We start from the raw sequence: 25,390 nt of genomic DNA, 5'->3' as shown, positions 1-25,390 counted from the left end.
TATTTTTTAAATCAATTAAATATTATTTATAAATTTATCTGTAATAAAATCTCTAGTTTTTTCTATAGAAACTTGTCCGTAACCGCCCATGTGTGGCGTTATTATTAAATTAGAATTTTGCTGGGCATATTGGATCAAAGCATGGTTTTTGGGCGATTTTTCTTCCCAAATACTATCGTCGTCTAATACATCAACAGCTGCGGCTTTTATCTTGTTGTTTTTTAAAGACGAGAGCAACGCTTTTTCATCTATTACTTCACCTCTAGCGGTATTTATCAATACCGTACCCTGTTTCATTAACTCGAATTTATCACTATCAAGAAAATTTTTGTTGGTTTCGTTTGATGGAATATGTAAGCTAACAATATCACTTTCTATAAGCAATTGTTTTAACCCCACTTCTTTTATATGTACTGGTTTGTCATTAAAAGCCATTTTATCGGTATCGGTGGCCAATACTTTCATGTTGAAGGGCAAGGCATAAGAAGCTATAATTTTTCCTAATCTGCCAAACCCTATAATTCCTATTGTTTTTCCGTCAAGTTCATCTGCCAAAAATGGCTTTCGTTGCCATCCACCTTGTTTTACGTCTTCTAAGGCACTTGGTAGATTTCGTATTAAGCTCAACAATAACATCCATGTATGCTCTGCGGTACTTCTTACCTCTTTTAAAATCTCAACTTCTCCTTTTAAGCTGATAACGGCTATATTATTTTTTTCTGCCGTTTTTAAATCTATATGATTGAGCCCCGTAGTTGGTGTAACTATACATTTTAAACTTGGTAACAAATCTATTACCTGCTTATTTATAGCCAAACCCAGTTTTGCAAAAATTACATCGTATTTGTTATTTTCAAGATGATTTATAAATTCTACTTGAGATTCTGTATTCAAATAGTTTACAAGTCCCACCTCTTCAATTTTTTGCAAAGTTCTTTGAGAATAACAATCTTTTTCTAAATGTAATATATTAAGCATTAATCAACTTTTCTTTTAAAATCCATTCAGCATATTTAAATTCTAATTCGGTATCAATATTTACGGATCGGATATTGGGCATTATCAACGCACGCGAATCTTCTCCTTTAAACGAATCATTCATTAAAATTTCTTTACGTGTTAGATAAACAGCTCCGTTTCTAATATACATAGGTTCTAATTCTTGCCTTGGCTGATTTTCATAGGCTTCACAATACGGTGGATCTATTAATCGGTCATCTTCGATAAACTTCATACGTGCTGGATGATGGCCTTCTACATCTACAACACTGATAACGCTATCACAATTTGAATTTTGCATAATCGCTATGGCATTGTTAATATCTTCAACGATTTTAAATGGCGTTGTAGGTTGCAACATCATTACCGCATCATATTCTTTACCGTATAATTTTTCAGCTTCGACCAATGCATGTTGAATAACGGGAATAGCCTTGGCATTATCCGTTGCTAACTCCTCAGGTCTTAAAAAAGGTACTTTTCCTCCATACTCTTTTGCCACTTTTGCAATTTCCTCATCGTCCGTTGAGACAATAACATCCGTCAATGCTGATGCCTCAGCAACCTCAATGGTATATACCAATAGTGGTTTATTACCTAAATGTTTTATATTCTTTTTTTTAACTCCTTTAGAGCCACCTCTTGCCGGTATTATACCTAGTATTTTCATAAACTACTATATTATTGAACTTTTAATCTGGCTTAAACTCATATAAACACTTGGTTTAACACTAATAATTTCGTCTGCCCGATAAAGACTCCAACCATCCACAATAATCGGATTCTTGTTCATTTTTCTTACAACGTTAAAAATATTCAGCTTTTCGTAAAAATCGTTATTATTTAAAAACAAAACAACATCGGCATCATTTATACCTTTTTCAAAATCTATTGGGTTTACGCCAACCTCTTTAATTTCATCGGTTAAGGCAACCGGGTCATGTCCTGAAATATTAGTGCTCAATTTACTCAATAAATTATAGATTTCTACTGCCGAAGAATTTCTAACATCGCCTGTTTCGGGTTTTCCCTTAAACGCCAATCCACATACCAAAATTTTACACTTTTTTATATCTTTCTTAAGATTTTTCAATTCATTAATTACTCTAATGGCAATATGTTCGTGCATGTTTTCATTGATATAGCGACCTTCATTGAATAATGATGTGTTTCCGTTTAATACCTTTTCAGCTACTGTTGAAAAAATATATGGATCTTTGGTTAAGCAAGGTCCGCCAACCCCAGGGCTTGGTAAAGGTACGGTATCTCTAGGATATCCTTGATTTGCCGCCTTAATAATCTCAACAATATCAATATTAAAATGTGAGGCAATTTGGGTTACGTAGTTTGAATAGGCAAAAACTAGATCACGGAAGCTATTGTTAATCAATTTTGCCATTTCTGCCGTTTCCAATGAACTTACCCTTATTATTGTCGGGGTTAATTCTCTAAACAATGCGGCAGTTGACTCTACTGATTCTTCATTAACACCTCCAATAATTTGTGGCAATTCTCTTAATTCTTTAAGTGCTTTACCTTCTGCAGTTCTTTCAGGTGCAAAAGCCAAATGAAAATCTTTACCGCAAATTAAACCAGAATGTTTTTCTAAAAGGGGTCCCACAACATTTCTTGAAGTTCCCGTAGGAACTGTTGATCTTAAAATGACAAGATTTCCTGGCTTTAATTTTTTACCAACTTCTTTTGAAATAGTTTCTATAAAATCTAAAATTGGTGTTGGATTTTTATCTGAGCCCACAACCACTACAGGAGTACCCACGGAGATAACATATACATCACCCTCTTCTGGAATAGTAACGGAAGGATGGAAATTTTTGCCCAATTGTTCCTTTAAAATTTCTGGAAGTCCTTTTTCAATAACATAAGAGTCTTTTTTGTTGAGTTTTTTAATTTTGTTAGTATCCGTATCCACACCCGTTATAAAAAAGCCTTCTTCTGCCAATACCAAGGCTAAGGTTAAGCCCACATATCCTAATCCTAAAACGACCACATGTCTATGTGTGGCCACTTTCTGTTCCCATAACTCATGGTATCCAATAATCTTGACCAGTTCATTGTCATTATTAGTTACAATGATTTTATCTAAATACTTTTTACTTTTTCTTCCCCGTAAACTTAATTCTTGTGGTATTTTTTCTATAATATCTTTATACGAATAATTTTCATTAAAGCAAATTGGGTTTTTTACCGCAATTTCATCTATTTTATCATTTAGGTTTTTACCTTGAATTAAACCTCTCCTTACGTCACCTTCAGTAACGCAACCTATGACTTTATTACTTTTGTCCGATAAAATTGCAATTCCAGCTGGCAAACCACTGTCTGCTGTATTTTGAAAAATTTTCAAAACATCTTTAATTGTTTGATTTTCATAAATCAAATATTGGCTTACATCATAATTCATTTATAAATTGTATTTTAAAGTTAAGAAATCTATTATTTCTTGTATTCCATTTTTATTTGTTTGTCCTAGCGATTTACAAAATGAAGCATAAGTACCATTTAAAATAATACTTTCAATAAGCTCATCTATACCATTATTAAAATTGGAAATATCCATTCCGAAATTTAATTCTTCTATTTTCTTTAAATTAAATTCCATTTCAAAATTAGATGGCTCTCCAATTCCAAAAACAGGAATTCCGTATGTTATAGCATCTGTCAAAGATCCTATTCCTGGTCTGCAAATCATCAAATCAATTGTTAAAAAACTATGTTCATCAAAGTCGAAAAGTATACAATTATCATTTTTTGCATCCAAATTTCTATATAATTGATTGGAAACAAATATGCTATAATTGGTACTTTTACGCAATTTATTAATCATTTTTAATAAGGTGTCATCAATTATGCCGGTTCCCCCTCCCATTATCAAAATGTTCTTTACGGAAGCTCTTTTAGGCGTCATTAGTTTTTTATCAACTATCCACGAGGTTCCTATAAAATCAGTATATTTTTTTACATAAGGCATCGCCATATCATTAAGTCCTATCATAACAGGATTATATCGCTTCAATACTTCCAATTCGCTATCATGAAATTTCTCTATATTTCTGTCTTTAGGAAACTGGTGTTTTAAAATTTCTGACCATAGGAAAGATCCCATTAAAATGGCATTATTCTTAATTTCCAAAATAGAACTTAAATTGTCTGAAATAATAACATTAGATAAATTAGTAATCTCATTATTTATATTTTTAAAATAGTTCTTTTCTATATAAAACTTACCATCTTTTAATAGTTCAATATTTCTAGCACCTTCTATTATGCATATTCTTGGATGGTTTAAAATAAAGGTTACAACATTCCATTTCGCCAAAATTATCAATGGTTTAGACGGACAAATAAAATTTATTTTTACCTTATCATTCTGGCTGACTAAATGAGAGGCAATTCGAGCACATCGCTTAAAATGTCCAAAGCCATTACTGCAAATAAAAAATGATACTGTTTTCATTAGTTAATTTATATCCCTATCAGTAATTATAACATCTATTTTACGGTCCGCTACTGTAAGTCCCAAAAAAAAGAACAAAAATTAGACCAGTTACTATCAATACACATTAATAGTTAAGAACTGAGATAATTATAATTTACTGAAAATCAAAGCAATACCAACTTTAAAATGAAAATGTTAGTAAAGTTATCAAAAAATAAAGATAAATGATTAAAGTTGAAATTATGAAAGAATATTGGGCAATTACAAATACGTAATTAACAATATATTAACAATATTAAACTATTTAATCCTAATTCATTTCCAAATACTTTGTCACAAAAGCATCAATTCCTACTTGTATTGGTGTAGCCGGTTTAAAATCAATATAATCAAACAGGCTCTGCACATCTGCATATGTAGCGGGTACATCACCAGGTTGAATGGGTTTTAAATTAATCTTACCTTTTTTATTCAATGATTTTTCAATTCCTCTAACAAAGTCCATCAACTGAACAGGGCTATTATTTCCAATATTAAAGAGTTGATACGGTGCCGTGCTTGAAGATGGTATTGGTTTTTTAGGATCAAAATTAGGGTTATTTTTTTGTGGTGCCAAAGGGATTAACCTCTTTATACTCTCTACAATATCTGCAACATAAGTAAAGTCTCTGCTCATATCACCATAGTTGTAAACATCAAATTCCTCATCATTTACAATCGCTTTGGTAAATAGATATAACGCCATATCGGGTCTTCCCATAGGTCCATAAACAGTAAAAAAACGTAATCCGGTACTAGGAATACCAAATAAATGTGAATAAGAATGAGCCATCATTTCATTCGCTTTTTTACTTGCAGCATAAATGGCTATGGGGTGATCAGTATGACTATCAACGGAAAAAGGAATTTCCTCGCTCAATCCATACACTGAACTAGACGAAGCATATACTAAATGCTTGACCGGATAATTTCTACATCCTTCTAAAATATTTAAAAAGCCTGTGATATTATTATCAATATATGTTTGCGGATTTTCTATAGAATACCGTACACCCGCTTGTGCAGCTAAGTTTACAACATAGTCAAACTGTTCTTCTTTAAAAAGTTGTAATAAGTTTTGTTTGTCTTGTAAATCTAATTTTATAAAAGTAATATCACCCTCAACAGGGTTGTTGTCTGAAATTTTGGACTTTTCTATTCCTAAATCGGCTAACCTAGCGTATTTTAAATTTTGATCGTAATAATCGTTAATATTATCAATACCAATAACTTGATAATTATTTTTAGTTAGTAATTTTGATAAGTGGTAACCAATGAATCCCGCCGCTCCTGTTACTAGTACCTTTTCCATAAATTTTATTTACAATCTACTATGTGATTTTTCTTTTGGTAATGTTGCTTTTACATCAAAAATAATATGATTATCAGCACATAACTCTTTAATATTTAAAGTTTTAAATTCTTTATGAGAAACAGCAATAACCACACCGTCATATTTTTTCTTAATATCACTTTCATTACAAATTAAATCGATTCCATATTCGTGTTTTACTTCTTCAGCAGTTGCCCAAGCGTCATAAACATCTATATTAACTTCAAAAGATTCCAATTCTCTAACAATGTCTATAGCTCTAGAATTTCTAATATCTGGGCAATCTTCTTTAAACGTAATACCCAATACCAAAACGTTTGAGCCTTTAATCGGTATTCCTTCTTTTATCATCATTTTAACGGACTCTTGAGCTACAAAGGGTCCCATACTGTCATTTAACCTTCTACCAGCCAATATAATTTCAGGATTGTAGCCCAATTCCATCGCTTTTTGAGCTAAATAATAAGGATCAACACCTATACAATGCCCACCTACTAATCCTGGTCTAAACGGTAAAAAATTCCATTTTGTTCCAGCTGCTTCTAAAACCTCTAAAGTGTCTATACCCATCAACCGGAATATTTTTGACAATTCATTAACAAATGCAATATTGATATCACGCTGCGAGTTTTCAATAACCTTAGCAGCCTCAGCTACCTTTATAGAAGGTGCCAAGTGAGTTCCTGCCACAATAACCGATTGGTACACTTCATCAATATATTCGGCAATTTCTGGTGTTGAACCTGAAGTAACCTTTAAGATTTTGGTTACCGTGTGCAATTTATCTCCTGGGTTTATTCTTTCGGGAGAATAACCTGCATAAAAGTCTTCATTATAGGTTAAACCTGACACTTTTTCTAAAATAGGAATACATTCGTCTTCAGTGGCACCAGGGAATACTGTAGATTCGTAAACTACTACATCACCTTTAGACAGGACATTACCAACAGTTTCACTTGCTTTATATAATGGTGTCAAATCTGGTCTATTACTTTTATCTACAGGAGTGGGAACAGTAACTACATAAAAATTGGCTAATTCAATATCCGATAATTTGTCCGTCAGCCAAAGTCCTGTATCCGAACTTTTCAAATCTCCTAATGAAGAAACATTTACGTCTTCCAATTCTTCTGAAGAGGTTTCTAATGTAAAATCATTATTCTCTCTTAGCTCTTTTATTCTTTTGTTGTTGATATCAAAACCTACTACCTGATATTTCTTAGCAAACTCAACGGCTAACGGCAAACCCACATAACCTAAACCTATAATTGCTATTTTTGTTTCTCTCATATATTTTTTTATTCTCAGTTTTCATTACAAGGAGGATAAGACAATATGCATGAATAGTTAAAAATTATTATTTTAAGCTGACATGGTAATCTTTTAAAATAGTACTCCTGTATTTCAATTTATAATTTATTTTAGAAACCTAACGTTTATGATTGTTAAAAATTACTTTTTAAACAACCTTTTCAGCCAAGGAAGCTTTTCATTTGTGTGATATCCATTATTATACTTTCCGTAACCCCCATAACCATAACCATAACCATAGCCATAGCCATAGCCATATCTGTCTTTTATTTTAAAATCGTTAAGTACATAACTAATATTTTTAACTTCTCCATTCTTGTATTTTTCATCTATCATTTTAGGCATGCCCCGTTGAGTATAATCCTGTCTGATAATATACATGATAGCATCAGAATACTTAAATAGCTCTATTGCATCGGCAACTAAGCCAACTGGAGGGGTATCAATAATTATATAATCATAGTTTTCTTTTAAATACAACATCATATCCTCTGTTTGATCACTTATCAACAGCTCCGATGGGTTTGGGGGAATAGGTCCTGAAGTAATAATATCTAAATTGGGTATTCGAGTAGTTTGTATAACTTGGCCAAGTTCTTTTTGACCAATCAAATAATTAACAACACCTATTTCGTTGCTTACATTAAAATCGTCATGCAGTTTAGGTTTTCTTAAGTCCAATCCGATTAAAATGGTTTTTTTATCGCTCATTGCAAAAACAGAAGCCATATTAATAGAACATAATGTCTTACCTTCTCCGCTTATGGAAGAGGTAACTACTATAGTCTTAGATTTACTTCCTTTTTTAAACAAGAACTGAACGTTTGATCGCAATGCTCTAAAAGACTCAGCTAAAGAGGATTTTGGTTTATCAAAAACCGCTAAATAACTTTTTATTTTTCCACTACCAACAACGCCTAATACAGGAATTTTATATGCTTTTTCAATCTCTTCAACAGTAATTATTCTATTATTAAGGGCTTCTTTAATTAAAATATAAATAAACGGTAAACCTAAACCTAAAATAGCTCCAATCAAATAATTAAACATTGTATTTGGGCTAATTGGTCCTTGTCCCACATCTTTTGCCTTATCTAACACTTTAACATCTGAAACATTTGCTGCAATGGCTGTACCAGCTTCGTATTGTTTTTGTTTTAAATATTCGTAATTAGCAGCTGTTAAATTGTAATTTCGCTGAAATTTAATTAAGCCCTGTTCTTTTTTGGGTAATGTATTTAATCTAGAACTATAAGTACCAATCCTTCTTTTAATATTATTTAAATTGATAATTGTTTGACTTTTTAAGTTGGAGAGATTTTCTAATACTACTTTTCTGGTAATATCAATATTATCATTAATATTTTTTAAAGGAGGATAATCGGGAGTAACCGTTTGCTCCAAACTCTTCTTTTGCTTAGACAATTCTACCAACTCCACAATGTTTTTGGCAATATTTCCATCCTCAATACCTACATTTAATGGTGCGGGAATGTCTTGCCCTATGTTTTCGTTAGTAGTAATATAGTTTTCTAAGCTCTCATAATACTCTAATCTTTCGTTGACCTCTTGTTGTTGCTTATCCAGTTCGGTAACTCCTTCTAAGAGTGTTTGTCCTTGAGAACTCAAATCATAAACACCACTTTTTTGTTTGAAGTTCCCAAGGTCTTCTTCAATTTTCTTTAGATTTAGAGCTGCATCATTAAAAACGGTATCAATATATTTTTTGGTTTTGGTAGCATATTCAATTTTTTGCCTTTTCTGATCTTCTTTTAAAACATCTACCGAGGCATTTATATAGTCTTCAATTTTCTTTTTATTAGCTCCAGTCAATGCCAATTCTATGATCGAAGTACCTTCCTTTTTACTATCAACCTTTAAGCTTTGATAACTCTTTACCGTGGCATTAAAATCAGAAAATAGAATGTAATATGTTGAGTTGGATAAATCAGAAGTTAATCTTTTAGGTATTATTTTAAATTCAGAAAAAGGAGTTTTTATTAAATCATTTGTTTCAAAGGTTTTAGAAAAAGAGGTTTTATCCGTATTATAAATCTCTTTAGTGTTGTTATGGTAATTTATCAATGTTAAATCTTCATCTTCAAAATCAGCTGAAACAATTACTTCTTTATTTTCTAAAAACTCTAATTTTATCGGGGTATTTAAGATTTGATAGCTCAGCGAATCTATTGAAATTGAAAATGGTACTTTTCCATAAACATCTTCTTTTCTGAACCTACCATCTTTTAAATAATTGATATAGTATTCCAGTTTTTTAACCACTTTTTCATTGTGGGTTCGTGATTGCAAAATGGTTATAATATTCTCTACTTTATCACTTGGGCCGCCCCAATTAAATGTTAAGCTGGTACTTGAAGTAAACAACGGATTTTGTTCTTCTTTGACAGTTATAATACTATCTAAGCTGTAAATACGTTGCTTTCTCATATTAACATAAAAAGCAACCAATAATCCTAAAAACAATATAGTTAAAAACAGCTTCCAATGCGAAAGTACTTTGAAGATATACTCCTTAATATCAAAGCTTTTTAACTCGTTAATATCAAACTTGTCAAGTTGTTTCATTCTCAATTACAAATTTCTAACTAATAAGATGGTAGTAGTGATTAAAGATAATACTGAAACTAAAGTGGCAAAGGTTTGGGCACCAGTGGTACCAGTTCCCCATGATTTTTGCTTTAGCGGTTCTACATAAATAATATCATTGGATTGGATATAAAAAGCATCCGAATTAAAAGCAGAAACGTTGGTTAAATCAATGGTCAGTTTTTTAGTTCCGTCAATATGTTTTCTTATAATACGTACATTTTTTCTATTCCCAGTTATAAGTATATCGCCCGCATTTGCAATAGCCTCAACTATGTTTACTTGATTTTGAAATAATGCCAATGTACCTGGATTACCAACTTCACCTATGACTGTAAATCGAATTCCCGCCAATTTAACTGTAATAAATATATCATCCATCTTCTGAAAGAACTTACCCAATTCTACTTCAATTTTTTCGCGCACCTCTTTTTCCGTATATCCTAACACATTTAATTCTCCAACATAGGGTATTCTAATATTACCATGACGATTAATGGTATATCCATTAATATAAAACTGTTCAGAACTAATTTGATTGTTATTTCCATTATTTTGGTTTTCCGATTGATTAAACAAGGATACCAAAGTTTCATCATGTGCTTTAATTTTTATATCCAGAATATCGTTAACCTGAAGTTTGTAAGGCTCATTTAGTATTTTATAGATTTCTTTGTTAGAAGAAGGGTTGCCTTGAAAATAGGTCAATTCTTTTTTAGGGATACAAGAACTTATAAGTAAACCTAAACTTATTATTATTAAAACTTTACGCAACATTATAATTTTTAACTTGTCGGCAAATATAATTTTAAAATCTCTATTATCCTTAATTTTGCACTTTAAAATATAAACATGCTATTCCAAATTAAATCTTATTTAAAATTTTTAAAAGAATCAACAAATCAGCATGGTGTACACTCCCCTTTTGTGTATAGGCTTGTAACGGAGTGTTTTTATGATAAAAATAATAATAATTGGTATCAAAAATTAGAAAATTACAGGCTTTCATTGTTTAAAAATAATAGTATTATTTCAGTAGAAGATTTTGGTGCGGGTTCAAAATCGTTACAACCAAAGAAACGAAAAGTTGCTGCTATTGCCAAAAATGCTGGAATCACCAACAAGAGAGCAAAATTATTGGGAAGAATAGTTTCCTATTTTAATGTAAAAAATAGTTTAGAAATTGGAACCTCTTTGGGCATATCAACTGCCGCAATGCGTCTTGGTAATCTAAAAAATACGATTACTACTTTAGAGGGATGCCCAAATACGGCCAAGATTGCTAAAGATAGTTTTGAAAAATTTGAGTTAAACAATATTCATGTAATTGTTGGTAATTTTAATGAAACTTTATCTGAAGTTTTAAAAAATCAAACTTTTGATTTAATCTATTTTGATGGCAATCATCAAAAACAGGCTACGATTGATTATTTTGAGCAATGCTTAAACCATATAAGTAATGGTTCTATTTTTATATTTGATGATATTTATTGGAGCAAAGGGATGCAAGAAGCATGGCAATTCATAAAAAATCACCCTAAAGTTACCGTTAGCATAGATACATTTTATTGGGGAATCGTTTTTTTTAGAGAAGAACAGGAAAAAGAGCATTTTATCATCAGGATTTAACATCATTTCTAAAAAAATTGTAGTTTTATAGCTTCACAGTAGGTATGCAATACAATTTTTTATGTTAAAGAAACTTTCTTCATTATTAAAAGTTGGATTAACTTTTTTAGTTATCTTTTTTATAAGTTGTTCAAAATCCACCAAAACAGTAGATTTTAGTAGAGATATAAAACCTATTTTAAACAAAAACTGTATTACTTGTCATGGCGGCGTTAAAAAAAATGCAGGTTTTAGTCTTTTATTTGAAGAAGAAGCATTTGCTAATACGGAATCTGGTAGGCCAGCTATTATCAAAGGCAATGCTTCTGGTAGTGAGCTGATTAAAAGATTACATGAGGATAATCCTGAATTAAGGATGCCTTATAAAAAACCTAAACTGACGGACAAAGAAATTGAATTGCTTACCCAATGGATAAATGAAGGAGCTAATTGGGGAGAACATTGGGCTTATTCATTGCCTGAAAAAGTAGAAGTCCCTAATATAGTGCACAACGCCGGACTTTCATCCAACAACAACTCATTTGCTATTAATAGCATTGACAATTTTATTCTTAACAAACTAAAAAGTGAAAATCTACAACCTAATGGTTTTGCCGAGAAAAATACCATCGCTCGTAGAGTGGCTTTAGACCTTATTGGTTTGCCTCCTTCAGATAATCATGTTGAACAATTTATAAAAGGCACTATTTCTTATGAAACCATTGTAGATAGTTTACTTGCCAAACCTGCTTTTGGTGAAAAATGGGCTAGTTGGTGGTTGGATATGGCTCGTTTTGCCGACTCTAAAGGTTATGAAAAAGACAACGGCAGGACCATGCATAAATATAGAGATTGGGTTATAAAAGCCTTTAATAATGATATGCCTTATAATCAATTTACCATTGAACAATTAGCAGGCGATTTATTGCCAGAACCATCTACAGATCAACTAATAGCAACAGCTTTTCATAGAAACACAATGAATAATGACGAGGGTGGGACTGAAGATGAAGAATTTAGGGTAGCATCCGTTATTGACCGTGTAAATACTACTTTTGAAGTTTGGCAAAGTACTACCATGGGCTGTGTACAATGCCATAGCCATCCTTACGATCCCTTTAAGCACAAAGAATACTATCAGCTAATGGCATTTTTTGACAATACTATGGATGCCGATACGCCTGGGGAAGAACCCACATTAAAGTTTTACAATGACGAACAACAACAAAAGATAGAAAAAATTATCAATTGGGTTAAAACTAATGGAAATGAAGAGCTTGCTGAGCTTTATAATAATTTCTTATTGTACAATCAACCCATCTATCAAGCTCATTTAGCAAAAGATTTTAACAATGGCGAACTGGCAGATACCAAATGGCTTGCCTTGTGGGACGGCGGTTCTTGTAAAATGGAAAACATCTACACGCAAAATGCGAGTTTTACGTATTTAAACTATTGGTCGGGTATTGACGGAACTACAATGCGGATACGAAAAGACAATAAAAATGGAGAAATATTATCTGAATTTAAAATTAACAAAACCAATGGTAATAGTATTAGAAAAATTCCATTTAAAAAAGTAGATGGAAAAGTAAGTCTGTATTTTGAAGCCACTAATAATGGTATTGCCAAACAAGTCAACACAAGTTTTATACGATGGTTAGCTTTTATTCCGGACATTCCAGGCGAAAACAAGATTGGATATAAAGCTATTGAAGCAGATTTTTTGGAATTGCTCAATACTAATACCGAAATCCTGCCAATTACTATTGAAAACCCTGATTACATGAAACGAACTACGCAGGTTTTTGAAAGGGGGAACTGGCTCTTAAAAGGAGATACGGTCGAAACTGGCGTACCCGCTTCGTTAAATGCTTGGAACAATACTTGGGAAAATAACAGATTGGGATTATCTAAATGGATTGTTGATAAAAAAAATCCGTTAACCGCCAGAACTTTAGTAAATAGGGTTTGGCATCAACTTTTTGGTAGAGGATTGGTCTCTACGGTTGAGGATATTGGTTCGCAATCTGAACCTCCATCGCATCCAAAATTATTGGATTGGTTGGCATTACGTTTTATGAATGAACACAATTGGAGCATAAAATCTTTAATTAAAGAAATTGTGATGTCTGGTACCTACAGACAAAGTTCTGAAACAACTAGTGAGCAATACCAATTAGATCCAGAAAATGAATTTTATGCTCGCGGACCAAGACAACGTTTAAGTGCAGAGCAAATTCGCGATCAAGCATTGTTTGTATCTGGTCTGTTGAGTAACAAAATGTATGGACCAAGTGTAATGCCACCACAGCCAGATGGTGTTTGGCAGACCGTATATAGTGGTCAAACATGGCGAGAAAGTGACGGAGAAGACAAGTACCGTAGAGGAGTTTACACCTATATAAAACGCACTAGCCCCTACCCTTCTTTTTTGACTTTTGATGCAGGAAGTAGAGAGGTTTGTACAATCAGAAGAACGGTAACCAATACGCCCTTACAAGCTTTGGTCACCTTAAATGATCCTGTTTATCTAGAAGCTGCTTATTATTTCGCAAAAAAAATGCAACAAACCGATAATACTATTGAAGAAAACATTGCTTTTGGTTATAAAAAAGCTACCTATTCTGAAATTACTGAAGAAAAACTAGAAACCTTAATACAACTATATCAAACTGCATTTTCTGAATTTAATAAAGATGAAAATTCCATAAAATCATTTTTGCATTTAGAAGAAAAACCGTCAGCCAATTTAGCGGCCTTAACATTGGTTGCCAATGCTATTATGAATTTAGATGAATTTTTAACTAAAGCATAAAATGGATAAGCTAGAACGATTAATAAAAGAAAAGCTTGAACGCAATGTACAAGCGAAGACTCGTAGGCATTTTATAAAACAATGTGCTACGGGTATCGGTGGTTTGGCATTGAGTTCTATTTTTATGGGATGTGATCCATTTGCAAAAAAAACAAATACAACAACAACCGCATTTTCTGAAAGAGACTTAAATCCGTTGGCTACTTTACCGCCTCCTTTCGCTCCAAAAGTAAAGTCTATTATTTATTTACATATGGCAGGTTCTCCGTCACAATTGGAAATGTTCGATTACAAACCTACCTTGGCTAAATTACATAATCAATTATGTCCAGACTCCTTACTTCAAGGCAAAAAATTTGCCTTTATTAGAGGGAAACCAAAATTATTGGGGCCACAAGCAAATTTCAAGCTAGAAGGTGAATCGGGCAACTGGGTCTCTGATTTTTTACCCCATTTTAAAAATGTTGTGGATGATGTTGCCTTTTTAAAAGCCGTCCATACCGATCAGTTCAATCACGGACCCGCTCAATTGTTTATGCATACGGGTGGACCACGATTAGGAAGACCAAGTTTGGGTTCTTGGGTAACTTATGGCTTGGGTTCTGAGAACCAAAATTTACCAGGATTTGTTGTATTAACCTCTGGCGGAAAACAACCCAGTGCTGGAAAAAGTGTTTGGGGAAGCGGTTTTTTACCTTCGGTATATCAAGGTGTTCAATGTAGATCAAAAGGAGATCCGGTGTTGTATATTGAAGACCCTAAAGGAATTTCCAGAAATCTTAAAAAAGAAACTATTGATGCTATTAACACCATAAACAAAGAAGAATATTCAAAATATGGTGATCCTGAAATACTGGCTAGAATCAATCAATATGAAATGGCTTACAGAATGCAAATTGCTGTACCCGAAGTTATGAATATTGAAAACGAACCTGAAAACATTAAGGAAATGTATGGTGTACAGCCGGGTAAAGAATCATTTGCAAACAATTGTCTATTAGCCAGAAAGTTAGTGGAAGACGGCGTACGTTTTGTTCAGTTATTTGATTGGGGATGGGACAGTCATGGTACAAATCATCAAACCGCAGTGGACTTAGGACTCAGAAATAAATGTAAGGATATTGACAGACCCATGACCGCATTAATTCTCGATTTAAAACAGCGGGGACTTTTAGACGAAACTTTAATTGTTTGGGGTGGTGAATTTGGTAGAACACCTATGCAAGAAAACAGAGAAGGTAAAGAAATGGGATTTAAGGGCAGGGATCATCACGGAGATGCCTTTACCATGTGGATGGCCGGTGGTGGTATTAAAAATGGAGCTGTACATGGTGAAACTGACGAGATAGGCTTTAATGCTGTCAACGGAAAAGTTTCTGTACATGATGTACACGCTACAATTTTACATTTATTGGGCTTTAACCATGAAGAATTTACATTTGATTTTCAAGGGAGACCATTCAGACTAACAGATGTTGAAGGAAACATTATTAATGAAATACTAGCTTAAAAGTATGCAAATAAAAAAATTACTCTCAGTTGTACTATTCATTTTTTCATTGCAGTTAGTTGCTCAAGAAAAGCTCTTGTTTTTCCAAACCAATTGGGGCAATACCTTATCCTGGGATGCTTTTTGCGAAAGGGCAAAATCATCTGGTTATGATGGTATTGAAGTTTGGTTTCCTAATGATAAAAAAAATCAAGATGAATTGAAGACTGCTTTAGAAAAACACAATTTAGCAGTTATATTTTTAAATGGCACTAATAGGTCGTTACCTTTTAAAGAAGGTTTAGCTAAGTTTACATCAAATTTAGAAAAAATTATTGCTTGGAATCCAGTTGCTATTAATTGCCATACTGGTAATGATTTTTTTACCTTTGAGCAAAATAAAGCTATTATTGATGCTTCTAATAGCATAAGTAAAAAACATAATATCCCAATTTATCATGAAACACATCGGGGACGGTTTAGTTATAATTTACCCGATACCAATAACTATTTAGAAAAAATCCCCGAGTTAAAACTAACATTGGATATTAGCCATTGGATGGTGGTACACGAGTCTTTATTACAAAATCAAGATAAAGAATTGGAAAAGGTTATTGATAAAACCAATCATATACATGCCAGAGTGGGCTATGCCGAAGGGCCGCAGGTAAATGATCCTGAAGCTCCTGAATGGAAAAAAGCAGTTGACAGGCATCTAGACATCTGGGAGAAAGTGATAAAAAAGCGTTGGAAAAATAGTAACAAATCCTTTACTATTACCACAGAATTTGGACCCGCAGATTATATGCAAACCTTACCATATACTAGAGTTCCCGTTGCCAATCAATGGAAAGTCAATGTATATATTATGAACGCCATAAAAAAAAGAATGCAAACAGAATAATGGAAGTTTTAACACAATTGCTTGGTAGGTTGCATCCCGTTATAGTGCATTTGCCCATAGGTTTTATAATACTTGGACTTCTACTCTATTATTTGGACAGAAAAAAAGCAGAATTTAAAAATGTAATTCCTCTAATTTTTCTTTTGGGAGGAATTACCGCTGCATTAGCTTGCCTAACTGGATACTTAGGTTATCAATCAGAAGGCTATAGCTACGATTCAATTAAATGGCATTTATGGTTTGGAATTATCACCGCTATTTTTTGTTTTGTGGTTTATTTTCGTTTAAAAAATAAATCAAATTTTAAAAAACTGCCACTAAAGCCGACCGTCGTAGTAATGCTTTTTTTGATTTCCTATACAGGGCATTTAGGAGGCAGTATAACGCATGGTGAAGATTATTTGGTTGAACCATTGCCTAACACAATCAAAAAAGCATTAGGATTTGAAATTTTTGAAGAGAAAAAAATAGCATTAACTGAAGAAAACTGGCAAGAAAAAGAACTTTATGAAGACGTTATTCATCCCATAATCAATAATAAGTGTGTAAGTTGTCATAATCCCAAAAAATCTAAAGGAGACTTAGCTCTTAATACCTTTGATGCTATTCTATTGGGTGGCGAAAACGGGGAGGTTATTGTTTCTAACAATACTGAAAAGAGCGAATTACACAGACGATTGGTTTTACCCGAAGATGATGATGACAGAATGCCGCCAAAAGATAAAACACAACTTACTAAAGATGAAATAAAACTAATAGAGAAGTGGATACAAATTGGAAATCCGACAGAAAAAACAATAAAGGAACTGCAATTGGACAAAAATCTATTTTTATCATTTTTCCCAAAAATTTTAAATAATACCTATCCTGATATTGAGGTTCCTGCAGTTTCCAGTGAGGATATTATTGAAATTGAAAATATAGGCGTACATATTGAAAAACTTAGCAAAATCACTAGCTTTCTAAGTGTAACTTGCATCAATAAACCTGATTTTACTGATAAAGATTTTGAAACTATATCAAAAATCAGTAATCAAATTGCCGTATTGGATTTGGGGAACACTCAAATAACAGATGCCATTATTGAGAAATTGACTACTCTAAAACATTTAACCGTTTTAAAATTGGACAATACAAAAATTACGGGAGCAACGCTCAACAAATTATCCAGCTTAGAGCATTTAAAATCAATTAATCTAACTCATACAGAATTCAATAGTAATTATTTAAATGATTTAGCAGATTTTAAAAGTTTAGAAAAAGTGTATCTCTTTAATACTAATGTTGAATCGGATGCTGTAAAAAGTTTGAACAATGGTAAGGTTACAATTGATTATGGAAATTATAAACTTCCAACCATTGCCAATGACACAATTGTGTATTAAAATGAATACATTTGTCATTAGAAAAACTACAAATGAAACTTTTTAAATCATTATTAATTCTCTTCATAATGTTTTTTTTTATTGGGTGCAACCAAGGAAAAAAATCTATTAACTCCAATAATACTAACACTTCAATAAAATACGCTAAAGGCTTTGATATACAAATATTTAGTAGTTATAAAAAACTAATAATTAAATCACCTTACCCCAATGCTGAACAGGCATTGGAATATATAGTTTTTCCTAAAGATCAAAGTATTCCCGACAGTCTAAAAAATAAAAAAATTATCAGAATACCTATTGAAAAATTGGTGGTTACATCTACTACACATATTCCTATGCTAGAATTATTGGAAGCTGAGCATACTTTGGTTGGGTTTCCTCATTTAAAATATATTTCCTCATTTAAAACTCGATCAAGAATTGATAAAAAACTAATTAGAGAATTAGGGAACGAAGAAAGCATCAATACAGAAATTTTATTGGATATAGCACCTGAACTATTAGTAGGCTTTTCAATGCGTAACAACAACAAAATGTTTAATACTATTGAAAAAGCTGGGATTCCAGTGGTTTTAAATGGTGATTGGTTAGAAGAAACCCCTTTGGGAAGGGCGGAATGGATTAAATTTTTTGCCCTATTTTTTGATAAGGAAGCAGCAGCAGTTCGTATTTTTGATACTATTGAAAAGGAATATAACGACGCAGTTTTGATAGCTAAAAACGCTGCCTCAAAACCTACAGTTTTATCTGGGGTATTATTTAAAGATGTATGGAACCTACCTGCTGGGGAAAGTTTTGTGGCAAAATTTTTAAAAGATGCCAATACCGATTATTTATGGTCAGATACCAAAGGTAAAGGTAGTTTGTCATTGAGTTTTGAATCTGTTTATGACAAGGGTCAGCATGCCGATTTTTGGATTGCACCAGGACATTATAATAGTTTAGAACAATTAGAAAATGCTAATGAACACTACTCTAAATTTGATGCTTTTGCAACCAAAAATATTTTTTCTTTCACACAAAAAAAAGGAGAAACTGGTGGTGCTTTGTACTACGAACTTGCTCCAATACAGCCACACATTGTATTAAAAGACATCATAAAAGTTACACATCCTGAATTACTTACCGACTATAAACCATTTTACTTGCAACAATTAAATTGAAGATCAACAATACATATTCGCTAAAGTTTTTACTGTTTTTTGGTTTGCTATTGTTAGCCTTTTTGGTAAATCTAAGTTTAGGTTCAGTTGATATCCCAGTAAAAGATATCATAAAGGCACTTTTTGGCAATGAAACTATTAAAGAATCTTGGCAAAATATTGTGCTTGATTTTCGATTACCCAAAGCCATCACGGCTATATTAGTAGGTTCAGGTCTGTCTATTTGTGGTTTATTAATGCAAACTTTGTTTAGAAATCCGCTTGCAGGCCCTTTCGTTTTAGGTGTAAGTTCTGGAGCCAGCTTAGGCGTTGCATTGCTAATACTGGGTACATCAGCATTTGTAGGTGCTTCGGCAACATTGTCTATTTCAAATTTAAGTATTGCTTTTGCCGCAAGTTTAGGTGCATTTTTAGTCTTAGCTATTGTAATGTTGGTTGCCAAAAATATTAAAAACACAATGTCAATCCTTATTATTGGATTGATGTTCGGGAGCTTTACAGCTGCTATCATTAGTATTTTAGCTTATTTTAGTAGTGCCGAAAGTTTGCAACGATATGTATTTTGGACTTTTGGAAGTTTAGGAAGTTTAGCTTGGAATGAGATACTTATTCTTTTTACAGTAACCATGTTGAGCTTGATCATTGTAACAAGCATCATTAAGCCCTTAAACAGCTTATTATTAGGTGAAAATTATGCTGTGAGTTTGGGTGTAAACCTGAAGAAAACTCGTAATGTAACCATGATAGTAACAGGATTGTTAACTGGTGTAATTACAGCTTTTTCTGGGCCTATTGCTTTTGTTGGGTTAGCAGTTCCACATTTGGCAAAATTGATTATAAAAACATCTGACCATAAAATTATTTTACCAGCAGTAGCAATTTTAGGTGCGATTGTAATGTTGATAAGTGATACTATTGCTCAATTGCCCAACAGCGAATATTTACTACCTATTAACGCCATAACTTCATTATTTGGAGCTCCTGTCGTAATTTGGTTGCTCATCAGAAAAAGAAACACCTATTGATAGATAAAAATTCACATAATATCATTAAAACGATTAACTTAAAAATTGGTTATCAAAACAAAAAGCAGCTACATTCTGTAGCTGACAAAATTAATATCTGCTTAGCGAGGGGTCAATTTACTTGTTTACTTGGTAAAAATGGTGTTGGAAAGTCAACATTACTAAGAACGTTAACTAAGGTGCAGCCTAAATTAGAAGGAGATATCTTTATTGAAGAACGAGAGTTAGAAGCTATTGAAAATATTGATCTAGCAAAAAAAATGAGTTTAGTGCTGACGGAAAAAATTCCAGAAAGCAACTTAACAGTTTATGAACTCATTGCTCTGGGCAGACAGCCTTATACCAATTGGATTGGTAGTTTAACTGATATTGATAAAAATCATATAGATATTGCTATTACACAGACACATATTGAGGAAATTGCCCATAAAAAATATAATGAATTAAGTGATGGGCAATTGCAAAAAGTAATGATTGCAAGAACATTGGCTCAGAATACAGACATTATAATTTTAGATGAACCCACAGCTCATTTAGATATTCAGAACAAGGTTGAGATTTATAAATTATTAAAAACACTTAGCAAACAACATCAAAAGACCATTTTAATCTCTTCACATGAAATTCAGTTGGGTTTACTATTAGCAGACGAATTATGGTTGATGAACGATAACGGTATCATTTCTGGTAAAACTGAAAATTTGATTGCTAACGGAAGCGTTTCCTCTTTATTCACCTCTGATTTAGTAACATTTGATGTGAAATCTAAACAATTCGTAATTAATACTGATTAATTAATTACATTTGATTTTTAATTTTTTAACAAACTGTTGTATGAAGATTAGTTTTATTACCATTGTTTTTTCGCTAATACTTTCTTGCGGAGCTTCACAAACGAGTTCAAATTCCGAATCCACAACCACCGAAAGAATCACAAGTATTGATCCTGTAAAAAACAAAGTTAAAAAACCCTCTGAAATCAATTTAATAAGTGATTTCGCAAAGAATTATGCCGAAACCATCACCCAAGAAGATTTAAAGAAAGTATTGTACACTCTGGCATCTGATGAGTTTGAAGGAAGGTTTACCGGCGAAGAAGGCCAAAAAAAAGCTGCAGCCTACATTGCAAATTACTACAAAGAACTTGGTATACCGGCAGCCAATACCGACGGTAATTATTTACAGTCCATTCCTGCTTCTTATTTTAAAGGAAGTGCTAAAAATGATTCTGAAAATGTAGTTGCTTATATTAAAGGCTCTGAAAAACCAGATGAATATATTGTGCTGTCCGCTCATTACGATCACGTAGGCATAAAAAGAGGAAAGATTTACAATGGTGCCGATGACGATGCATCCGGAAACACAGCTATATTAGAAATTGCAAAAACTTTTCAAAAAGCGGTAAAAGAAGGCAACGGACCCAAGCGTTCTATTGTATTTTTACATGTTACTGGAGAGGAAATTGGGCTTTACGGCTCTAAATATTACACTGAAAATCCTATATTTCCTCTAGAGAACACCGTTGCTAATTTAAATATAGATATGGTGGGCAGAGTTGATAAAAAACATACTGAAAATCCTGAATTTGTATATTTGATAGGTGCGGACAAATTAAGTACTGAACTTCATGAGCTTTCTGAGGCCGTTAATAAGAAATACATCAACCTGGAGCTGGACTATACGTATAATGATGAAAACGATCCTAACAGGTTCTATTATAGGTCTGATCACTATAATTTTGCCAAAAATAATATTCCTATTATCTTTTATTTTAATGGTGTACACAAAGATTATCATATGCATACGGATACCGCTGACAAAATCAGGTATGATTTACTTCAAAAAAGAGCTCAATTGGTGTTTCACACCGCTTGGGAAATTGCCAACCGAAATAAAAGACTAGAAGTAGATAAAGACTAATTGTACGCGGTTGTTGACATAGAAACTACTGGTGGTAAATACAATGAAGAGGGTATTACCGAAATTGCCATTCATAAATTTGACGGACATCAAATTGTTGACAGCTTTATCAGTTTGGTAAATCCCGAACGTAGCATTCAACCTTTTGTGGTCAATTTAACGGGCATTAATAATCAAATGTTACGGAATGCCCCAAAATTTTACGAGGTTGCAAAACGTATTATTGAAATTACGGACAATTGTATTATCGTCGCACATAATTCCAAATTTGATTATAGAATTTTACGTACAGAATTTAAACGTTTGGGTTTTGAATACGAACGCGAATCTTTATGTACAGTTGAACTAAGTAAAAAATTAATTCCAGACCTAGATTCATACAAACTAGGAAAACTATGCAGAACGCTCGGCATCCCGGTAACGGATAGGCATAGAGCAAATGGCGATGCTATTGCAACTACAAAACTTTTTCAACTATTACTAGACAAAGATATTGAGAAAGAAATTATTAAAAGCACAGTTAGAAACGAACCTAAACTACAATTAGACCCAAAATTAATTGATATTGTTGAAGGCTTGCCTACAAAAACAGGTGTTTATTATATGCATCGTGTAGATGGCGAAATCATTTACATCGGTAAAAGTAAAAATATAAAAAAACGAATAAATCAGCATTTTACAAATACCAGCCATAAATCAAAAAAAATACAGGCTCAAGTAGCCACCATCACCTATGAAATTACAGGTAGCGAATTGGTGGCTTTACTTAAAGAAAGTGAAGAAATCAAACGCAATAAACCAATTTATAACCGAGCATTACGAAGAACTATCTTTACCCATGCCTTATATAGTTTTGTAGATGAAAAAGGGTATCTAAACCTGAAAATTGATAAAGTTGATGGCAGAAAAAGCCCGATAACGACATTTGCCAACAGACAGAGTGCAAAAAGTAATTTGTTTAAAATAACAGAGGAATACAAGCTGTGTCAAAAATTAACAGGCCTTTATGATACAAAAAGCAGTTGTTTTAATTATACCATCAAAGCATGTAATGGAGCATGTATGCTAGAAGAATCAGTAGAAGATTACAATCACCGTGTTAAGCAAGTCGTCGACAAACACAGCTTTGAAAATAAAAACATAGTAATCATAGACAAAGGCCGTGAATATGATGAACATAGTGCTATTTTAATTGAAAATGGTGTTTTTAAAGGTATTGCGTTTTATAATTTGAACTACCAAATTAATACTATTGAAGTATTAAAAACGTTAATTACATCAATGGAAAATAACAGAGATGTACAACACATTATAAAAAGTTATTTACGCAGAAATAAAGTAAAAAAAATAATTGACCTATAAGGTATCCTATATGAAGCATTTTATTCTAGCACTTCTACTTTGTGTTGGTTTTATGGGGCTATCGCAAGAAAAAAGCACCTATACCTTTGGAAGAATTTCGCAACAAGATTATAATCTAAAAGTTTATGAAAGAGATTCTACCGCTAATGCTGTATTTATATATGAAAAAGGTAAAACTACATTTAAGCAAACTCATAATTCAATAATCATAAGCACTAAATATTATGCAAAAATAAAAATATTCAATAAGGAAGCTTTTGATATTGCTACAATTGAAATTCCTATTTACAATAACAAAAATTCAAGTGAAAAAGTAAAAGATATAAAAGCTATTACCCATAACGGTTTGCAAAAAATCTATTTATCGAAAGATAATATTTTTACTGAAAAGATAAGCGATAATTGGTCTGAGGTTAAGTTTACTATGCCTAATTTAAAAGAGAATAGCATCATAGAATATGAATACACCTTAGAATCTCCTTTCAAATTTAATTTTCAAGGTTGGGAATTTCAAGGAGAAATTCCAAAAATTAAAAGTGAATTCCATGCCCTAATTCCTGGTAACTATGTTTACAATAGAAGATTAAAAGGTTTTCAAAGATTATCCATAAACGAATCGAAAATAAAGAAAAGGTGTTTTTCCATTTCAGGTATTGCTGGTGAGGCAGATTGCGAGGAACTTATATATGCCATGGAATATATTCCTGCTTTTATTGAAGAAGATTATATGACTTCTAAAGGAAACTATCTATCGGCCATAAAATTTGAACTTTCTGAATACAAGGGTTTTAATGGAATTAATAAAAGATTTACTGAAACATGGAAAAGTGTAGATAAAGAATTTAAAGGAGAGAAAAGTGTAGGGCGACAACTTAGAAAAGTTGATTACCTTGAGAAACAACTACCAGAACAATATTTATCTGGAGCTAATGATTTGAACAAGGCTAAAAAAGTTTATAGTTTTATAAAAAATCATTTTACATGGAATAGCAAAACAAGATTATTTAGCGAAGTAGATGTAAAAGATGCTTTTTCTAACAAAATTGGTAATTCTACAGAAATAAACATAGCATTAATCAATGCCTTAAATGCTGCTGGGTTCGATACTGAAATAGTATTGCTATCAACTAGAAATAATGGACTACCAACCAAGCTATATCCCGTAATGACCGATTTTAATTATGCTATTGCAAAATTGAATATAGACGGTCAAAGCTATTTGTTGGATGCCACAAACAAACTCATGCCATTTGGTAAGTTACCTTTTAATACTCTGAATTCATATGGTAGAGTAATGAACTTTAAAAAAGGAAGTTATTGGATGGATATATTACCTGATAATAACAACAGGGAAATGATGTCAATGGATTTAGAAATTGATGAGGATGGAAACCTTAACGGTACCATTAAAAAAATGTATTCGGGTTATAGAGCTTTAAACCAAAGAGAAAAAATAAAAGAATCTTCAGAAGATGATTATTTAGAAGAAATTGAAAATGACGATAAAATAATTGTGAATAAATACCAAAACTTTAATTTAGATGAATTAGAAAAGAATTTAAAAGAAGAGTTTGAAATTACCATTGAAAGTAACTTGAACCAAAACCTAATGCTAATAAATCCTTTTATTCTGTCAAGAATTTCCAAAAACCCTTTTCAATTAAAGGAAAGAACGTATCCAATAGATTTTGGTTATTCCAGATCATTTACCTATACACTAAACTTAAAAATACCCGAAGGTTATACGGTAAAATCCTTGCCTAAAGATGCTGGGTTTAAATTACCAGATGGTGGTGGAATTTATGTTTTTAAGATTCAACAAAAAGAAAGTGTATTAAAAATGATTTATAAATTTGCCATAGGTAAAAGCTATTATTTACCACAAGAATATCCATATCTAAAAGAATTTTATACTCAAATTATCAAAACTCAAAATTCTTTGATAACTTTAGAAAAAATATAAACCC

The 25,390-nt window shown here is 32.3% G+C and carries 19 protein-coding genes; 11 read left to right on the top strand and 8 right to left on the bottom strand.

The window, feature by feature from the left end; translation table 11 throughout:
* Positions 1 to 15: 15 nt before the first annotated feature.
* From U5A88_RS05760 to U5A88_RS05725, 8 genes are all read right to left on the bottom strand, one after another.
* Entirely contained in the window at positions 16 to 978 is a 963-nt protein-coding gene (locus U5A88_RS05760; protein WP_354204590.1) for a 2-hydroxyacid dehydrogenase, read from the bottom strand.
* Complete coding sequence (locus tag U5A88_RS05755) at positions 971 to 1,669, bottom strand: acylneuraminate cytidylyltransferase family protein (protein ID WP_354204588.1); 699 nt, start codon at positions 1,667 to 1,669, stop codon at positions 971 to 973. Before U5A88_RS05755 ends, U5A88_RS05760 begins: the two co-directional genes overlap by 8 nt.
* Positions 1,670 to 1,675: 6 nt before the next feature.
* The gene (locus U5A88_RS05750; protein ID WP_354204586.1) at positions 1,676 to 3,421 is read right to left on the bottom strand and encodes a nucleotide sugar dehydrogenase; all 1,746 of its coding nucleotides are present in this window, start codon (positions 3,419 to 3,421) and stop codon (positions 1,676 to 1,678) included.
* The gene (locus tag U5A88_RS05745; RefSeq protein ID WP_354204584.1) at positions 3,422 to 4,474 is read right to left on the bottom strand and encodes a glycosyltransferase family protein; all 1,053 of its coding nucleotides are present in this window, start codon (positions 4,472 to 4,474) and stop codon (positions 3,422 to 3,424) included.
* Positions 4,475 to 4,766: 292 nt separating this feature from the next.
* Complete coding sequence (locus U5A88_RS05740; protein WP_354204582.1) at positions 4,767 to 5,807, bottom strand: NAD-dependent epimerase/dehydratase family protein; 1,041 nt, start codon at positions 5,805 to 5,807, stop codon at positions 4,767 to 4,769.
* Positions 5,808 to 5,816: 9 nt separating this feature from the next.
* Positions 5,817 to 7,118, bottom strand: a complete 1,302-nt coding sequence (locus U5A88_RS05735; protein ID WP_354204580.1) for a nucleotide sugar dehydrogenase — start codon at positions 7,116 to 7,118, stop codon at positions 5,817 to 5,819.
* Positions 7,119 to 7,280: 162 nt separating this feature from the next.
* Positions 7,281 to 9,725, bottom strand: a complete 2,445-nt coding sequence (locus U5A88_RS05730; protein WP_354204578.1) for a GumC family protein — start codon at positions 9,723 to 9,725, stop codon at positions 7,281 to 7,283.
* A gap of 6 nt (positions 9,726 to 9,731) precedes the next feature.
* Positions 9,732 to 10,523: a polysaccharide biosynthesis/export family protein gene (locus U5A88_RS05725; RefSeq protein ID WP_354204576.1), complete on the bottom strand. Its 792-nt coding sequence runs from the start codon at positions 10,521 to 10,523 to the stop codon at positions 9,732 to 9,734.
* Positions 10,524 to 10,598: 75 nt separating this feature from the next.
* Between U5A88_RS05725 and U5A88_RS05720 the strand changes: the two genes are divergently transcribed.
* The 11 genes from U5A88_RS05720 (at position 10,599) to U5A88_RS05670 (ending at position 25,386) form a co-directional block, all read left to right on the top strand.
* On the top strand, positions 10,599 to 11,375 hold the full coding sequence (locus tag U5A88_RS05720) for an O-methyltransferase (RefSeq protein ID WP_354204574.1): 777 nt from the start codon (positions 10,599 to 10,601) through the stop codon (positions 11,373 to 11,375).
* 61 nt (positions 11,376 to 11,436) lie between these two features.
* Entirely contained in the window at positions 11,437 to 14,172 is a 2,736-nt protein-coding gene (locus U5A88_RS05715; RefSeq protein ID WP_354204572.1) for a PSD1 and planctomycete cytochrome C domain-containing protein, read from the top strand.
* A gap of 1 nt (position 14,173) precedes the next feature.
* Positions 14,174 to 15,682 (top strand): DUF1501 domain-containing protein, encoded by a 1,509-nt coding sequence (locus U5A88_RS05710; RefSeq protein ID WP_354204570.1) that lies wholly within the window; start codon positions 14,174 to 14,176, stop codon positions 15,680 to 15,682.
* A gap of 4 nt (positions 15,683 to 15,686) precedes the next feature.
* On the top strand, positions 15,687 to 16,565 hold the full coding sequence (locus tag U5A88_RS05705; RefSeq protein WP_354204568.1) for a sugar phosphate isomerase/epimerase family protein: 879 nt from the start codon (positions 15,687 to 15,689) through the stop codon (positions 16,563 to 16,565).
* On the top strand, positions 16,565 to 17,950 hold the full coding sequence (locus U5A88_RS05700) for a c-type cytochrome domain-containing protein (protein ID WP_354204567.1): 1,386 nt from the start codon (positions 16,565 to 16,567) through the stop codon (positions 17,948 to 17,950). Before U5A88_RS05705 ends, U5A88_RS05700 begins: the two co-directional genes overlap by 1 nt.
* 68 nt (positions 17,951 to 18,018) lie before the next feature.
* Positions 18,019 to 19,116, top strand: coding sequence for an ABC transporter substrate-binding protein (locus U5A88_RS05695; RefSeq protein WP_354204565.1), 1,098 nt, complete (start codon positions 18,019 to 18,021; stop codon positions 19,114 to 19,116).
* Positions 19,113 to 20,141, top strand: coding sequence for an iron ABC transporter permease (locus U5A88_RS05690; RefSeq protein ID WP_354204563.1), 1,029 nt, complete (start codon positions 19,113 to 19,115; stop codon positions 20,139 to 20,141). The genes U5A88_RS05695 and U5A88_RS05690 overlap by 4 nt, the downstream gene beginning before the upstream one ends.
* A complete protein-coding gene (locus U5A88_RS05685; protein WP_354204561.1) occupies positions 20,138 to 20,935 on the top strand; it encodes an ABC transporter ATP-binding protein in 798 nt (265 codons plus the stop codon). Before U5A88_RS05690 ends, U5A88_RS05685 begins: the two co-directional genes overlap by 4 nt.
* A 40-nt stretch (positions 20,936 to 20,975) precedes the next feature.
* Complete coding sequence (locus U5A88_RS05680) at positions 20,976 to 22,061, top strand: M28 family metallopeptidase (RefSeq protein WP_354204559.1); 1,086 nt, start codon at positions 20,976 to 20,978, stop codon at positions 22,059 to 22,061.
* Positions 22,062 to 23,423 carry an exonuclease domain-containing protein gene (locus U5A88_RS05675; protein ID WP_354204557.1) on the top strand — a complete coding sequence of 454 codons (1,362 nt, stop codon included), beginning with the start codon at positions 22,062 to 22,064 and terminating at the stop codon, positions 23,421 to 23,423.
* 10 nt (positions 23,424 to 23,433) lie between these two features.
* Entirely contained in the window at positions 23,434 to 25,386 is a 1,953-nt protein-coding gene (locus U5A88_RS05670) for a hypothetical protein (protein ID WP_354204555.1), read from the top strand.
* The last annotated feature ends 4 nt before the right edge of the window (positions 25,387 to 25,390 follow it).

The sequence above is a fragment of the Aureibaculum sp. 2308TA14-22 genome, assembly GCF_040538665.1.
GTDB lineage: Bacteria > Bacteroidota > Bacteroidia > Flavobacteriales > Flavobacteriaceae > Aureibaculum.
The sequence above is the reverse complement of the archived record's forward strand: the minus strand, read 5'-3'. Positions and strand labels throughout refer to the sequence as shown.

Bases quoted from the DNA above. Each gene is read 5' to 3' on its own strand.
- U5A88_RS05760 (WP_354204590.1), bottom strand. From the start codon at position 978: ATGCTTAATATATTACATTTAGAAAAAGATTGTTATTCTCAAAGAACT.
- U5A88_RS05755 (WP_354204588.1), bottom strand. From the start codon at position 1,669: ATGAAAATACTAGGTATAATACCGGCAAGAGGTGGCTCTAAAGGAGTT.
- U5A88_RS05750 (WP_354204586.1), bottom strand. From the start codon at position 3,421: ATGAATTATGATGTAAGCCAATATTTGATTTATGAAAATCAAACAATT.
- U5A88_RS05745 (WP_354204584.1), bottom strand. From the start codon at position 4,474: ATGAAAACAGTATCATTTTTTATTTGCAGTAATGGCTTTGGACATTTT.
- U5A88_RS05740 (WP_354204582.1), bottom strand. From the start codon at position 5,807: ATGGAAAAGGTACTAGTAACAGGAGCGGCGGGATTCATTGGTTACCAC.
- U5A88_RS05735 (WP_354204580.1), bottom strand. From the start codon at position 7,118: ATGAGAGAAACAAAAATAGCAATTATAGGTTTAGGTTATGTGGGTTTG.
- U5A88_RS05730 (WP_354204578.1), bottom strand. From the start codon at position 9,725: ATGAAACAACTTGACAAGTTTGATATTAACGAGTTAAAAAGCTTTGAT.
- U5A88_RS05725 (WP_354204576.1), bottom strand. From the start codon at position 10,523: ATGTTGCGTAAAGTTTTAATAATAATAAGTTTAGGTTTACTTATAAGT.
- U5A88_RS05720 (WP_354204574.1), top strand. From the start codon at position 10,599: ATGCTATTCCAAATTAAATCTTATTTAAAATTTTTAAAAGAATCAACA.
- U5A88_RS05715 (WP_354204572.1), top strand. From the start codon at position 11,437: ATGTTAAAGAAACTTTCTTCATTATTAAAAGTTGGATTAACTTTTTTA.
- U5A88_RS05710 (WP_354204570.1), top strand. From the start codon at position 14,174: ATGGATAAGCTAGAACGATTAATAAAAGAAAAGCTTGAACGCAATGTA.
- U5A88_RS05705 (WP_354204568.1), top strand. From the start codon at position 15,687: ATGCAAATAAAAAAATTACTCTCAGTTGTACTATTCATTTTTTCATTG.
- U5A88_RS05700 (WP_354204567.1), top strand. From the start codon at position 16,565: ATGGAAGTTTTAACACAATTGCTTGGTAGGTTGCATCCCGTTATAGTG.
- U5A88_RS05695 (WP_354204565.1), top strand. From the start codon at position 18,019: ATGTTTTTTTTTATTGGGTGCAACCAAGGAAAAAAATCTATTAACTCC.
- U5A88_RS05680 (WP_354204559.1), top strand. From the start codon at position 20,976: ATGAAGATTAGTTTTATTACCATTGTTTTTTCGCTAATACTTTCTTGC.
- U5A88_RS05670 (WP_354204555.1), top strand. From the start codon at position 23,434: ATGAAGCATTTTATTCTAGCACTTCTACTTTGTGTTGGTTTTATGGGG.